Source organism: Blautia sp. MSJ-19, from assembly GCF_018918125.1.
Taxonomy (GTDB): domain Bacteria; phylum Bacillota; class Clostridia; order Lachnospirales; family Lachnospiraceae; genus Blautia_A.
The window spans coordinates 20,223-34,952 of sequence record NZ_JAHLQA010000005.1 but is presented as its reverse complement, the minus strand read 5'-3'; the positions used below and the strand labels follow the sequence as shown (position 1 = coordinate 34,952).

Sequence of the window (14,730 nt, the reverse complement as noted above, 5' to 3'; positions counted from 1 at the left end):
TCTGACCTGTATTTTATTTTCTGCAAATTCCAAGAAAAGCCCCCAGATTTCCTCTTTTGCCATGAGATGCACGATGAGAAAACAAAAATTCCGGATTGCAGCAGGTGCAGATCCCCGGCATGGAAATATGCGCTTCTTTTATGCCTGCCTCCAGCATGATGATTCGATTCGCTTCCCAGAGATTCAACTGATATTTTCCATTTTCTTTTTTGTAAAACAGATCATCCCAGTATTTTCTGGCAAATGCATGCTGAAACTCCAAAATCACATCTTCGCTGACCTCATAACAATCCTGGCAGATAGAAGGACCAATTGCCGTATAAAGCTCCTCCGGCCTTGTTCCATATTCTTCACGCATTTTTTCAATCGTTACTTTTCCGATTCCAGCCACCGTGCCACGCCATCCTGAATGAGACAGGCCAATCGCATGATGCACCGGGTCCACAAAATACAGCGGCACACAGTCCGCATAAAACGTTGCCAGAACCAGCCCCGGTACATTTGTGATCATTCCATCCACATCTGTGTACGGTCTCGGCCTCATAATTCCGTTGCCCCGGTCATTTTCTGTCACCATACGGACATTTGCTGTATGTGTCTGATCCGATGTGACAATATCTTCCATTTCAAAACCAACTGCCACCGCAAGCCTCCGATAGTTTTCATAAACCGCAGTGTCTTCATCTCCTCTTGTAAAACTAAGATTCATAGAAGAATAGATTCCCCTGCTCACGCCTCCAAGTCTGGTACTGAATGCATGTATAATATCCGGAAACTGTTCGAATGCCGGATAACTCAGCCATGTAACGCCTTTCTTCTCTTTTACCTGCATGTGAGGTCTTGTCCCCTCACTCCACTTGATTTCTGTCATCTTCTGCTCCTTTGCCTTCTATCTGCAGTAGTCAAATGCATTTTTTATCCACTGGACTTCTTTGCCGTCAATTGCCACTACATCAAACCTGCACGGCGGCTCTCCATACCCGTATCGCAACAGAAAAAAGCCTGCCGTCTGACTGATCCGCTTCTGCTTGTGCCAGTCTACCGCCGCTGACGCATTGCCCTGTCCTTTCCCTCTGCGATATTTCACTTCTACAAACACCAGATACTTCCCGTCTCTGGCAATCAGATCGATTTCTCCACTTTTACAGCGAAAATTCCTGGCAACTATAAAAAGTCCCTGTTTTTCCAGAAAGGCAGCCGCCATTTCTTCATAGCGACTGCCTATTCTACGTTTGTTAATACCCAGTTCTGTTCTCTCTTTTCCTGGTTTTGTGTCGGTATCTTTTGTAAAGACTATAAAAGAAATTTATCACACAGCAATCCAGAGTATATAACCGTCTTATACGAAGTGTGTAATAAAGCTTGCGCGATGAATCGGCGTCGGACCGTATTTCTGAAGTGCCGCAATATGTTCTGCCGATCCATATCCTTTGTTGGAAGCAAAGCCATATTCCGGCATGGTCTTATCGTATTCTACCATGAGTCGGTCTCTCGTCACCTTCGCCACAATGCTCGCCGCCGCGATTGATGCACTCTTTGCATCTCCCTTGATGATCGGCACCTGCGGAATCTCAATTCCCGGAATCGTAACCGCATCGTTCAGAAGCAGCTGCGGCATAACAGCCAGACGACTTACCGCCTGTCGCATAGCCTCATAAGTGGCCTGCAAGATATTAATCTCATCAATGCGTGCCGGACTCGCCATGCCGAGTCCCACTGCCACGGCTTCCCTCATGATCACATCATAGAGTTCTTCTCTTTTGTATGCGGTCAGTTTCTTTGAATCATTCAGATACAGAATGTGATGATCCTTCGGCAGGATCACCGCACATGCCACTACCGGTCCGGCAAGCGGTCCTCTTCCCACTTCATCAATTCCACAGAGATATCCCAGATGTTCGTATTTGTGCTCATACTGCATCATCTGCTCCATACGGGCTCTTTCCTTCTCCAGAGCAGCCAGTTTCTTCTGATACTGCTGTACCAGTTTCTGCACACCACTTCTGGTATCTGATGAGTAGCTCTCGCAGAGTTCCTTCCAGTCGTTCTCTCCGGACATTGCGAACATTTCCTTTATTTCACCAATCGTTTTCATTCGCTCTGCTCCTGCTCTGCCCATTCCATCGTGATCCGTCCGATCTTGCCTCCACGAAAATCATCAAACAGGATACCGGATGCTTTTACGTAATCCAGTTCTTCACCTTTTTTGAGACATCCACGTGCTTTGGCAATCTCTCCAAGGATCTCAACTGCCGTACCTTCTTCAGAAACACCATAACGTTTTTCCAGAAGTCCGGTATAACGGTCTTTCAGATATTCGATCAGCCAAAGTGCCAGTTCTTCCATATTCAGAATATCATCTTTGATCGATCCAACACATGCCAGACGGATTCCGACCTGCTGATCTTCGAATTTGGGCCACAAAATTCCAGGTGTATCCAGAAGCTCTACATTTTTGTTCAGACGAATCCACTGTTTCCCCTTGGTTACGCCTGGTCTGTTTCCGGTCTTTGCGCAGGCTTTCCCCGCAAAAGTATTGATAAAAGTAGACTTGCCGACATTTGGAATCCCTGCAACCATCGCACGGATCGGACGGTTCTTAATACCACGTCTGCGATCACGCTCAATTTTTTCTTTGCAGGCCTCCTGAATGACATTCTGGATCGTTTTCATTCCGGCTCCATTTCGAGAATCCACCTTAACTACGTGAAATCCTTTTTTCTGGAAATATTCTTTCCATGCTTCATTCTGTCTCTCATCTGCCAGATCCGCCTTATTCAGCAGGATCAGTCTGGACTTATTCTGTCCAAGCTGATCAATGTCCGGATTCCGGCTGGAAAGAGGAACTCTGGCATCAACCAGTTCTATGATCAGATCAATCAGTTTCAGATCTTCCTGCATCTGTCTTTTTGCCTTGGTCATATGACCAGGATACCACTGTACGTTCATATATTACCTAACCTTTCGTAAATCCAAGTTTTTCAAACGGAGAACAGGTGAACCAGATTTTGCCCACAATATATCTTTTGCGAACCATACCGATATCAGCATAACGACTGTCCTCACTGTTGTTTCGATTATCTCCCAGAACAAAATACTCTCCGGATTCCAGAGTTACTCCACTGGCTGCCAGTCCCGGATTCGAAATCATCGGAAAATCTTTTCCCTCATTGTATGCCTCTCCATTGATCAGTATCCGGCCTCCGGAAATCTGCACGGTTTCTCCCGGAAGCGCAATCACTCTGCGGATATGCAAAGCTGCATCGTCACTGGCACTTGTCCGGAACACGATCATATCTCCTCGTTTTGGAGATGAAAATTTGTAAACAGCTTTATTTATAAAGAAACGATCTCCAACGGAAATCGTCGGTTCCATAGAACTCTCCTGCATCGTAACAGGCTGAAACATCATGATTCCAACTACTGCCGCAAATACCAGTGTTACGACCACCTGAAACACCCATCGCATGAATGTACGGACTTTCTGGTTTTCCAGTTTTTCTTTTGCTCCCAGAACTTTTGGATGTTCTTTCCAGTTTTTTATATCCATAACTGTTCTCCCATAATGGAAAAAGAGGGACAATAGCTGTCGTTATTGTCCCTTCTTTTGAAACCTTTGAAATTTTCTTATCTAACGCGTTCTTTAACTTTTGCAGCTTTACCTACGCGGTCTCTCAGGTAGTTCAGCTTAGCACGGCGAACTTTACCCTGACGGATAACTTCTACTTTAACAACGTGTGGGGAGTGAAGCGGCCATGTCTTCTCTACACCAACACCATTGGAGCTCTTTCTTACTGTGAAAGTTTCTCTGGTGCTTCCACCCTGTCTTTTCAGAACTGTTCCCTCGAAGATCTGAATTCTTTCGCGGTTTCCTTCTTTGATCAGTGCGTGTACTCTTACTGTGTCTCCTACACGGAATTCCGGTACTTCTGCTTTTAACTGAGCAGACTCGATGTTTTTAATGATGTCGTTCATTTTATATTCTCCTATTCTTATCTGGATGTTCTTAATACATTGACCTGTAACAGAGGACCATCTTTTTTTACAACGTTATTGATTATACTATACAATCCATGCCTTTGCAAGCAGTTTTTTAATTGTTTGCCGTGTTTTCTGTGTCCTCTGCGCTGTCCGTACTGCTGAGAAGCTGGTTTAATTCTTCGATCATTTCTTCATCTTTCAGGCGGAATTTAACTTCCACTCGTCTGGAAGCATCTTTATCTACATTTCCATTTGCGTCCAATACCGGATTTGCCATGGAATGACCATTAACAGTCAGATATTTTTCCAGATTTGCTGACTGTGTGGAATCCAGAAAATTCCCCTGAATGTCCAGAAGATACTGCGCCACTGCCAGCGACCTTTGCTGAGACAGCTGCAGATTGTAACTGTAATCGCCATCTGTGTCTGTATAACCATCAATAATGATCTCTGCAAGATACTTCATATAGTCATCCTGCAGAAGGACTTTGCAGTAGATCGGAAGGATCTGCTCCAGTGCCTGTTTACCGGCATCGGTCAGTTCCGCCTGATCATAATCAAACATAACACTTGCTTCCAGTGTCAGTGCTCCGGTCTGTGCATCAATATCTACATTGATATTATTTTTGGAAAACTCATTTTTGAGAGCTTCAATCACATCTGCCTTCACACCGATGATCTGGTCAATCTGTGCCTGCTGATCTTTTAGCTGTGCTGTTTTTTCATCCAGTGCAGTCTGCTGTGCATTCAGCGTAGTCTCCTGCTCTTTCAGCTTGGCCGCCAGTGCTGCCAGCTGTTTTTCCTGCTCTGCCAGTTTTTCATCCTGTGTCTTTAACTGGGCGTCCTGACTCTGCAATGTTTCATCTTTTTCGTCCAGGGCATTCTGTTTATCCAGAAGTTCCTGGGTATATTCTTCCTGAAGCGCGATCTTTTCATCTCTCTCCTGAAGGCTTTCATTGTAGCTTTTCTGCGCCTGAAAAAGAGTCACACACATGATCAGCACAAAAAGCAGCAGAACACCCGCCATCATATCGGAATAAGAACGCCAGACATTAAATCCATTGCCTTCTGATTTTTTCTTCCTGCGCATCTGTTTCTCCTTTTATCTGAATAAACCGAATTTGCCTTTCTGTACACCTTTGGAAAGTTCTCTGATATTTCTGGAAATCTCTTCCAGAAGTTCCTGCTGCTGTTCTCCCTGCATCTGTATCGTTTCCTGAAGTTTTTCCAGTGTCTCATGCTGAGAGAGCTGTCCTGACGTAAGCTGTACATTGCTGCCGCTTCCATTGACAGAAATATCTGTCAGAAGTCTTCGTACCTGTTCCATAGTCTTACAGGAAAGTTTCTGATACTGTGCAAACTCCTGCAGTTTGGAATCAAATTCTTCGATCACCCTGCGATTAGACTTCGCCACATCCACATTGCCTTTGCCGGTTTCGGAAACCCGCTCCATCCCCTGTGCCGCAGCCTCCACATATTTCTGCATGGTCTGGTTGCAGGCAACCCAGAACTTGGCTGATGAAGTCTCTGCTTCTTTGAGATAATCAGCAAGATGCTGATAATCTTCCTGCTGCTGTTTCTGGATTTTTTGATTGTCCAGCATGATCTGATTTGCAGAAGTAATATATTCCTTCTGAAGTTTTCCTGATTCTTCCAGCATTTTCTGCATGGAATGCTCATGTTCTGCATAGGCCTCCGTAAACTGCCGGCTCATAGCCTGATACAGGTTTGTCGTATAATTGGTATTATCCGTCTGCGCATCTTTTAACTGATTCAGTGCCTTGCCAAAATCTGCAAACTGTGCCTGAAATGAAGTATTCATTTCTTTCAGGAACACGTTCAGGATTTCTCTGACCGCATCTTCCTGGCATTTTGTCACAGAAGAGACCAGCGTATCCAGAGAATCATTCATTTTTTTGAAGGTTGGCGTAATGACCTTTTCAAAACTGTCTGCCATTTTTACAGAAAACTGCTCTGCCATCTGATTCATGGCTGCTGTCTGGTTTTTCTGGCTTGCGACCAGAAGATTCATAGATTCGGTCTCTGCACTCGGCATTACATATGTATGAAACCTGTCCAGAAACATCTGCAGATTCTCTGTCAGTGCGGAATATTCACTTTTCATTCCGGATGTATACACGATAGAAAATGCAATGCCATAAATAGATGTAAGGAACGCAACTTTGATACCGTCTACCAGAGAAGACACTGAACTTGTCATTGCCTCATAGTTCGCCGGCTGGAAATCTTTGAGTCCCCATACCAGACCGACAAATGTTCCCAGAATACCGATGCTGGTAAACAGATCCGGAGCCATTTCCAACAGGCGTTTGTGGACATGCAGATCCAGGTCATCTTCATTGATATATTCTTCAATATCCACGATTCCTTCCTGACTTTTGGCTATTCCATCTGTAAATGCCTGCATTCTTGCATCCAGATAGCGATTGTGAAAGATTCCATTCAGCGCAGCGATTTTGTCCGGTTCCACTCTGCCCGGCTCCTCAAACGTATTTTCCAGTTCTTCCGCTGCATCCGACAGAGCCTGCGAAAGGCGATTCATACGGAACATACCTCCAAACAGACCAATCACATACACAACAGCTATGATTGCAAGAAAAACAAAGTTATAAACCAGTACGCTCATTGCATTGTTTCCTACATAAAGTGTCATCCCGAGTGCTGCCGCAAGTACCAGCAGAAACAATGCCACGTTTGCGATCTTTTTCTTCATAGCAAACCTCCTTGTCATACATTATTTGAAATTTCTGTCTTTACCAGACAAAAATCTCTGATTTTATACAATTTTTGTATTTTCTATCATATCATATCATTTTTTTACGAACAAGCTGTTTTCTGTACTTTACCCAGTTCTCACAAAAAATTCACAAGTGACTGCGACTGCAATATTTTCACTGTTTATCGCACAAAACAGGCAGTTCCCGTTTCGGAAACTGCCTGTGTATTTTATCTTTTATTTTTATGCATATACTCTGTCATCTTCGAGAAGAACCGCTTTTCCGTCCGTAACCTCAACTACATTTACACTGCAGTTTGGAGGGACAAAACCGTGCCAGAAGTCTTCCGGATCGTTATATACATTATGAAGAAGTGCTCTTACTGCACATCCATGAGATGCGATCAGAATCGTCTTGTGCTGAAGAGACGGATCATGAGTGATCTCATCCCAGAACTCTTTTGTCCGTGCAAGAATATCCTGAATATTTTCGCCATTCTCCGGTCGTTCAAACTTCCATGGATCCGTAAAAAACTTCTCCATCTGTGAATCCAGATATTCACGCGCATCATTCATGCACACGACACCTTCCAGTACACCGAAGTTGATCTCCTGAATCCTTGCATCCACTTTCACCGGTACTTCGGCCGGCTGTTTCTCAAGGATCAGTTCGGCTGTCTTTCTGGCTCTTATAAGCGGACTGGTGATGCAGAGATCAAAAGGAACGTTTTTTAACGCTTCCCCTGTCTTCTCCGCAAGAGAGATTCCATTTTCGGCAAGTGGGATATCTGCTGCTCCCTGTACCTTGTGGAGTTTGTTCCACACAGTCTCTCCATGCCGTACAACATAAAGTTTCATCAGCTTCTCAGCTCGATTCCAAGGTCTGTCAGACCATTCAGGATCTTCTTCATTGCTGCTGTGATCTCAGCCTCTTCAAGAGTCTTTTCGTGATCACGGAATACTACAGAATATGCCATGGATTTGAATCCAGGCTTGATCTGTGCTCCCTCATAGATATCAAAGAGCTGATAAGATTCCAGGATCTTTCCGCCTCTCTGTTCAAGGACATCCTCAATCTGTCCTGCAAGTACGTGTTTCGGAACAACCATACTTAAATCACGGGTAACTGCCGGATATTTTGCGATTCCTGTGAATTTGTGGTTGAATCCGCAGAACTCAAGAATATCCAGAATATCGATAACTGCAATATAAGTTCTCTCTCCGATTCCATAGTTGTCTGCAACGATTGGATGAACCTCTCCAAGATAGCCGACCACTTTGCCTTCGTAGCTGATATTTGCCTGTCTTCCCGGATGCAGGTAAGTCTTGTTACTGTCCGGTGTATAGTGAACTTTTTTCTTCATTCCGGATTTTTCGAAGAATTCTTCAATAACACCCTTCATGTCAAAGAAATCACCTGCGCCGTACATACCAAGTGTAAAGTGTACTCTCTCGTCCGGAAGTTCTGTCAGCGGCAGTGCTTTCGGCAGATATACTTTGCCGATCTCATACAGGCGGACACCTTTGTTTCTTCTGTTGTAGTTTGTTGCCAGAGAAGAAAGCATACCATGCAGAGTTGTTGTACGCATGATGCTGTAGTCCTCTCCAAGTGGATTGCTGATCGTGATTGCTTTGCGAAGATCACTGTCCTCAGCAATACGAAGCTTATCAAATACCTTCGGACTTTCAAAGGAGTATGTCATTCCTTCTGAGAAACCGCAGTATTCAGCAATGTCTCTTGCCACATTCTCGATGCGGAGTTTGAATGGAAGCCTTCCTGTAGTAGCTTCTCCTGTCGGAAGTGTAGTCGGGATCTTATCATATCCGAAGAATCTTGCAACTTCCTCCGCCACATCTGCCATGCAGTGGATATCCTGACGGAAAGTCGGAGCTACGATCTCATTTGTCTCCGGATCCAGAGTCAGTTCTACTTTTGCAAGGTATGCAAGCATTTCTTCTTTTGTAAGGTCTGTTCCGAGAAGTGCATTGATGCGTTCCGGCTCAAACGGTACTCTGGAAGGTTCTCTTGTCTCGTTGCAGATATCTACGATTCCGCCTACAACTTCACCTGCTCCCAGTTCTTCCATGAGCTGGCATGCACGGTCGATTGCTTCTTTTGCATTGTTCGGGTCAAGACCTTTTTCGAACTTACCGGATGCATCGGTACGAAGTCCGATTCTCTTGGAAGAGAGACGGATGTTTGTTCCGTTGAAGCATGCTGCCTCAAAAAGTACTGTGTGTACATTGTCTGTGATCATGGAGTTTTCACCGCCCATGATTCCGGCGATGCCGACTGCCTTCTGTCCGTCACAGATCATCAGCACCTGATCATCCATCTCACGTTCCTGTCCATCCAGTGTTACAAATTTTTCTCCGGCTTTCGCACGACGTACAACGATCTCTCTGCCTTCGATAGTATCCAGATCGTATGCATGCATCGGCTGGCCATATTCTTCCATAACATAGTTTGTGATATCAACAAGGTTGTTGATCGGGCGAATTCCATTGGAAGCCAGGCATCTCTGCATCCATTTCGGAGATGGTCCGATCTTGACATTTTTGACAACTCTTGCTGTGTATCTCGGGCAGAGTTCCGGATCTTCTACGGTAACTTTGATGTAGTCCGATGCTTTTTCATCATTTCCTGTTTCTTTTACCACAGGAGGAACGAATTTCTTGTCAAAAGTAGCTGCTGCTTCTCTTGCGATACCAAGCACACCGTAGCAGTCTACACGATTGGATGTGATCTCATATTCAAATACAACATCATCAAGGCCAAGTGCTTTGATTGCGCTCTCACCTACGACCGCATCTTCCGGGAAGATGTAGATACCGTATTCCGGTGCTTCCGGATACATTTCTCTTGTGCTTCCAAGTTCTTCGATGGAGCACATCATACCACAGGACTCAACTCCTCTGAGTTTGCCTTTTTTGATCTTGATCCCGCCAGGAGTCATTTTGCCGTCATGTCCGCCTGCAACACGTCCACCATCCAGAACAACCGGTACTTTATCTCCTTCTTTGACATTCGGGGCACCTGTTACGATCTGGACAGTTTCTGTTCCGATGTTTACCTGGCAGATGATGAGTTTGTCTGCATCAGGGTGTTTCTCTATTTTTTCGATCTGACCGATCACGATCTTGTCGAGATCTGCGTCCAGTTTTTCGAAGCCTTCCACTTTTGTTCCTGACAGTGTCATGGCATCTGTGTATTTCTGGGCTGTTACATCCAGATCCGGCACATACATTTTAATCCAGGACATTGATGTATTCATGTTTTATATCCACCTTTCGAATTTTTCATAATAGACTCTGAAATCCAGCCGCTGGCGCGTCTGCCGATCCACCTGCGGTGGCTCTCAAAGATTTCATCGTTAAACTTGCACAGAAAGTAAATACTCGCTTCGCTCGTGCTTCCTTTCTGCTGTGCAAGTTAAAACTGTTTCAAAAATCTAACGTCATTCTCATACAGAAGTCTCATATCATCGATCTCATATTTGAGGAGTGCGATACGCTCAAGGCCTACACCAAATGCGAATCCTGTGTATTCATCCGGGTCGATGCCGCACATTCTCAGCACATTTGGATGAACGGTACCGCAGCCGAGGATTTCAATCCAGCCGGAACCCTTACAGAAACGGCATCCTTTGCCCCCGCATTTAAAGCAGGAAACGTCTACCTCTGCGCTTGGCTCTGTGAATGGAAAGTGATGTGGTCTGAATTTTGTCTTTGTCTCTGGTCCGAACAGTTCCTGTGCAAACTCCTGAAGAGTTCCCTTAAGGTCTGCGAATGTGATGTTCTTGTCAATAACCAGACCTTCAATCTGATGGAAGGACGGGGAATGTGTTGCATCCACTTCGTCAGAACGGAATACTCGGCCCGGTGCGATCATACGGATCGGAAGTTTGCCTTTTTCCATAGTACGTGCCTGTACCGGGGAAGTCTGGGAACGAAGAAGGATAGAATCATTGATAAAGAATGTATCCTGCTCGTCTCTTGCCGGATGATCTTCCGGAATGTTCAGTTTGGTAAAGTTATAATCCGCATATTCTACTTCCGGACCTTCGACTACTTCATAGCCCATTCCGATAAAGATACGTTCTACTTCTTCCAGTGCAATACTGTTCGGATGACGATGTCCGATCATTGCCTTTTTGGCCGGCAGTGTCACATCAATGACTTCCGCTTTCATTTTTTCTTCACGGACAGCCTCTTCCAGTTTCTTTCTGGTCTCTTCCAGATGCTCTTCGATCTTTGCTCTTGTCTCATTTACAAGCTGTCCTACCTTCGGACGATCTTCCGGGGCAACATCTTTCATACTCTTTAAGATTGCTGTCAGCTCACCTTTTTTGCCAAGGTAAGCTACTTTTACTTCATTCAGTCTTTCCGGACCATCTGATTCCTCGATCCGTTTTCTGGCTGTTTCTGCCAGTTCCTGAAGTTTTTCCTTCATATCCATGATTTTATTCTCCTTTTTTTAACATAAAAAATCCGCCCCTGAAAAGGGACGGAATTATAACCGCGGTACCACCCTGTTTCCCACAGACATACATCCATGAGCACTTGGTTATGCTTAACGCGCATCCACGTCACTTCCTACTGTACAGTTCAGAAATGAGGCTCCGGCGGGAAATTAAGAAACTGTCTGAACTTAAGGGGGCTTACAGCCGCTGACTCCCTCTCTCTGTAAGAAAACAATCTCCTGAAAACGCCTTCACAGCTTATTGCTTATGATAACTGTTCAATTAACTGAACAGCCATAACCTGTTATTTACTATGCCACAGTGCCCAAAAACTGTCAAGCAGTTTTTTTATTCCCTGCCACAAAGACATCTGTGCCTGACGGAATTCTTTCTCGAAATAAGCATTGATTTCTGCACCGTACAGAAGAAGATTCATGCACACATACAGCCACAGCATGACCATGATCAAAGCAGAAAGGCTTCCGTACATATTGCTGAAATTCGGAAAGAATGTAAAATAAAGCGAAAAGAAATACGAAAACAACGACCATGCCACTGCAATGATAAATGCTCCCGGCACCTGGCTCTTCAAAGATGCTTTTCTGTTTGGCAGATATCTGTACAAAACAAGAAATACCAGAAACAGCACCACAAATACCAGAAATGTCTTTGCGCTTAAAAGTCTTCCAAGCATTCTCCCAAGAAGGGGCGCATGAATCACAAGTGCTGCATGGATACGGTTACCCATAACCAGAAGCAGGAGACTTATGATGATCGCGATCACAAATAAAAGCATATACAGCATAGAATACAACCGGTTCGTCAGCCAGTTTCGTGTTTCTTTTACATGATAGATCACATTAAGTCCCGCAATCAGAGACTGCATGCCCTTGCAGGAGGACCACAGTGCAAAAACACCCGAGATCGGCACGACCGTTGCGCTTTTGGTAAATACCTCTGCAATGATCTTAAGTACAAAATCCTGCAAATTCAACGGAACAAATCCTATGATTGCCTGCCGGAGCATACGATATGTCAGCGGTGTATACTGCACCAGTGCAGTCAGTACCAGTACAAATGGAATAAACGACATGATCAGAAAGTATGCCGCCTGTGCAGCGTAAGCACCAATATGATCTTCCTGCATTCGTTTTACGAATCCCAGAATCAATCCTATGGTACTTTTCTCTGTTTTCTTCCCCATATTTTTTCTCCTGATAATCATCTAAGCTTCTGTTTATTCTACCATGAAATCCCTGCCCTGTCATCCCAGATTTTCTATTGTGACATTTTGGAAAAAATAATCCAGAATTTCTCTGTAAGTATATCCCTGTTCTGCCATCCGGTTTGCTCCTGTCTGGCTCATCCCTACTCCATGTCCATACCCTTTTCCAGAAAGGACCAGCTTTTCTCCGGGACTGTTTTCCAGCTCAAAATAAGCACTTGGCAAAAGCACACCTCCTGTTGTCTGCATCCCGTTTTTTTCGGTAATCTCACAATCTGTCGGTGCGAGAAATTTCCGGATCTCATATTCATTATTTATCTCGAAAGAATCTGTATCTGTGACAATTTCAAGTTCTGTTGCCGCCCCGCTTTCACTGCGCTTGGTTACTGTAACCGCTTTCAGTTCTGTGCCCTGTCCTGCCCGGTCTTTTACCCGCTCCTCGATCATTGTCCACGGCTCTTCCACACTCCAGCTGCTCCATGGTTCTTCTGCATCAAACGTGCAGGGAACACTTTTTAAAAATCCCGACGCTTTTGCTGCTCCCCATATTTCATCCGTACTGGTCACTCCCGCAGATGTCGAAAAATAATACGCTTCTATCGGTTCTCCGTTCTGACAGAGAATCTGTCCGGTCGTTTCTCTGACTGCTTCTGTAGAAGACGCTTGTGGTTCCACGTTCCCATAAACCTGAAAACTGACGCTGTCATCCACATCCGCATCGCCCTCCTCCACACGATATTCCTGAATCTGTTTCCACGCATATGTTCTTGCACAGACTGCCTGTGCTTTCAACGCTTCGCTGGCATATCCCGCCGGCATCTCACTCGGCACGACACCCGTAAGATATTGTTCCAGCGTCAGCTCATTCACCAGCACCAGTCCTTCTTTTCGTGGAATGATTTCCATGCTTCCACTATAGACCGGATTGCCGTACTGTCTCTCGGTCGACATGATACGTATTCCATCTTTTTGTGCAGGAATCCGAACCGTCGTCCCCTGTCTGTTCAGTTCTTCTGCCTGATATGTCCGTTCCTTTCCATTGTACGCAATCCTGACTGTTTCATGATAGTATGAACGGAACTCTGTCGTTGTCAATAACACCCGTATAACGGGATCTGCTGCCTGTACTTTCTGTGCATATCCGGACAACAAGCTTCCACACATCCATATTGCCATCATAAATTTTCCAATAAAAAATCCGCCTCTCTTCATACTGCATTATATGAAGAGAAACGGATACATAACCAATTAATTTTTTCAGGCTTTATTTTTTTACAGAAAAGCTGTAGATTGTCTCAGAATAATAACGTTCTCCTGCCTCCAGTATCGGGGAATGGAAATTCTCCACATTTACGGCATTTGGCTCTACCTGTGTCTCCAGACAGAATGCCTCTCGTTTGTTGTAAACATGTCCGTTCTTTCCATGCTCCTGTTCTACAAAGTTTGCTGCATAGAACTGCACACACGGGCAGTCACTGCATACAGTCATCATAATTCCTGTCTTGTCAGACCAGGCATTTGCGATTTCTCTTACACTCGCTTTATTATAACCGTCTGTCACATAATTGTGATCATAACCACCTGTAAGCTTGAGTTGCTCGAAATCTGCCTCAATTTCATCTCCAATTCTGTGTGCTTTTCGGAAATCCATCGGTGTGCCCTCTACCGGAGCATTTTCTCCAAGAGGAATTGAGCCTTCACCAACTGGTGTATATGCATCTGCATGAATCGTCAGGTACTGATCCATTGCACTGCCGCTTCCTTCTCCCGCCAGATTGAAATAAGAATGGTTTGTCATATTTGCAACGGTTGTCTTGTCAGATACACCGCCATAGACGATACGAAGTGCATTTTCCTCGGTCATCTCATATGTAACAGAAACATTAAATTCTCCGGGAAATCCATTCTCTCCATCCGGACTGATTCTGGAAAAGGTCACTGCATTTTTATTCTCTTCTATACTTCCGGCTGTCCACAGTTTTTTCTCGAATCCGTTCGGTCCACTATGAAGATTGTTCGGTCCCTCATTTGGTGTAAGGAGTACTTCTCTGCCTTCCAGGCTGAAACGTGATCCTGCGATACGGTTCCCGCTCCGTCCGATCGTTGCACCAAAGAAACAACCGTTTGTCTCATATCCTGCCAGATCATCATACCCCAGCACTACGTCTGTCAGTCTGCCATCCCAATCCGGCACACAAAGTCTGACCAGAATCGCTCCATACTGTGAGACCTCAGCATATGCTCCGGATTTGTTTTCCAGATGATAGAGCAAAACTTCTTCTCCTGATGGCAATGTGCCAAATGTTTTTTTTGTTACCATAATT

General features: G+C 44.8%; 14 protein-coding genes and 1 other annotated feature. All 14 genes read right to left on the bottom strand.

Features of this window, described 5'->3' with window-relative positions; genetic code table 11:
• Positions 1–13: 13 nt before the first annotated feature.
• Positions 14–871 carry a peptidoglycan editing factor PgeF gene (gene pgeF, locus KQI91_RS02480; protein ID WP_216391295.1) on the bottom strand — a complete coding sequence of 286 codons (858 nt, stop codon included), beginning with the start codon at positions 869–871 and terminating at the stop codon, positions 14–16.
• 18 nt (positions 872–889) lie between these two features.
• Entirely contained in the window at positions 890–1,240 is a 351-nt protein-coding gene (locus KQI91_RS02475; protein ID WP_216391368.1) for a YraN family protein, read from the bottom strand.
• A gap of 99 nt (positions 1,241–1,339) precedes the next feature.
• Complete coding sequence (locus tag KQI91_RS02470) at positions 1,340–2,095, bottom strand: ribonuclease HII (protein ID WP_216391294.1); 756 nt, start codon at positions 2,093–2,095, stop codon at positions 1,340–1,342.
• Entirely contained in the window at positions 2,092–2,949 is an 858-nt protein-coding gene (ylqF, locus tag KQI91_RS02465; RefSeq protein ID WP_216391293.1) for a ribosome biogenesis GTPase YlqF, read from the bottom strand. The genes KQI91_RS02470 and ylqF overlap by 4 nt, the downstream gene beginning before the upstream one ends.
• A gap of 7 nt (positions 2,950–2,956) precedes the next feature.
• The gene (gene lepB, locus KQI91_RS02460; RefSeq protein WP_216391292.1) at positions 2,957–3,550 is read right to left on the bottom strand and encodes a signal peptidase I; all 594 of its coding nucleotides are present in this window, start codon (positions 3,548–3,550) and stop codon (positions 2,957–2,959) included.
• A gap of 77 nt (positions 3,551–3,627) precedes the next feature.
• The gene (gene rplS / locus KQI91_RS02455) at positions 3,628–3,975 is read right to left on the bottom strand and encodes a 50S ribosomal protein L19 (RefSeq protein WP_055055598.1); all 348 of its coding nucleotides are present in this window, start codon (positions 3,973–3,975) and stop codon (positions 3,628–3,630) included.
• 118 nt (positions 3,976–4,093) lie between these two features.
• A complete protein-coding gene (locus KQI91_RS02450) occupies positions 4,094–5,071 on the bottom strand; it encodes an OmpA family protein (RefSeq protein WP_216391291.1) in 978 nt (325 codons plus the stop codon).
• A gap of 12 nt (positions 5,072–5,083) precedes the next feature.
• Positions 5,084–6,715 carry a MotA/TolQ/ExbB proton channel family protein gene (locus KQI91_RS02445; protein ID WP_216391290.1) on the bottom strand — a complete coding sequence of 544 codons (1,632 nt, stop codon included), beginning with the start codon at positions 6,713–6,715 and terminating at the stop codon, positions 5,084–5,086.
• 246 nt (positions 6,716–6,961) lie between these two features.
• A complete protein-coding gene (locus tag KQI91_RS02440; protein WP_216391289.1) occupies positions 6,962–7,576 on the bottom strand; it encodes a histidine phosphatase family protein in 615 nt (204 codons plus the stop codon).
• On the bottom strand, positions 7,576–9,993 hold the full coding sequence (pheT, locus tag KQI91_RS02435) for a phenylalanine--tRNA ligase subunit beta (RefSeq protein ID WP_216391288.1): 2,418 nt from the start codon (positions 9,991–9,993) through the stop codon (positions 7,576–7,578). Before pheT ends, KQI91_RS02440 begins: the two co-directional genes overlap by 1 nt.
• 158 nt (positions 9,994–10,151) lie before the next feature.
• Positions 10,152–11,171, bottom strand: a complete 1,020-nt coding sequence (gene pheS, locus KQI91_RS02430) for a phenylalanine--tRNA ligase subunit alpha (RefSeq protein WP_216391367.1) — start codon at positions 11,169–11,171, stop codon at positions 10,152–10,154.
• Positions 11,172–11,218: 47 nt separating this feature from the next.
• Positions 11,219–11,445 (bottom strand) — a binding site (T-box leader).
• Between the two features lie 40 nt (positions 11,446–11,485).
• Positions 11,486–12,385, bottom strand: a complete 900-nt coding sequence (locus KQI91_RS02425; RefSeq protein WP_216391287.1) for a YihY/virulence factor BrkB family protein — start codon at positions 12,383–12,385, stop codon at positions 11,486–11,488.
• Between the two features lie 60 nt (positions 12,386–12,445).
• Positions 12,446–13,585 (bottom strand): SpoIID/LytB domain-containing protein, encoded by a 1,140-nt coding sequence (locus KQI91_RS02420; RefSeq protein WP_253288336.1) that lies wholly within the window; start codon positions 13,583–13,585, stop codon positions 12,446–12,448.
• Positions 13,586–13,670: 85 nt separating this feature from the next.
• A complete protein-coding gene (locus KQI91_RS02415; RefSeq protein WP_253288335.1) occupies positions 13,671–14,726 on the bottom strand; it encodes an aldose epimerase family protein in 1,056 nt (351 codons plus the stop codon).
• Between the last annotated feature and the right edge of the window lie 4 nt (positions 14,727–14,730).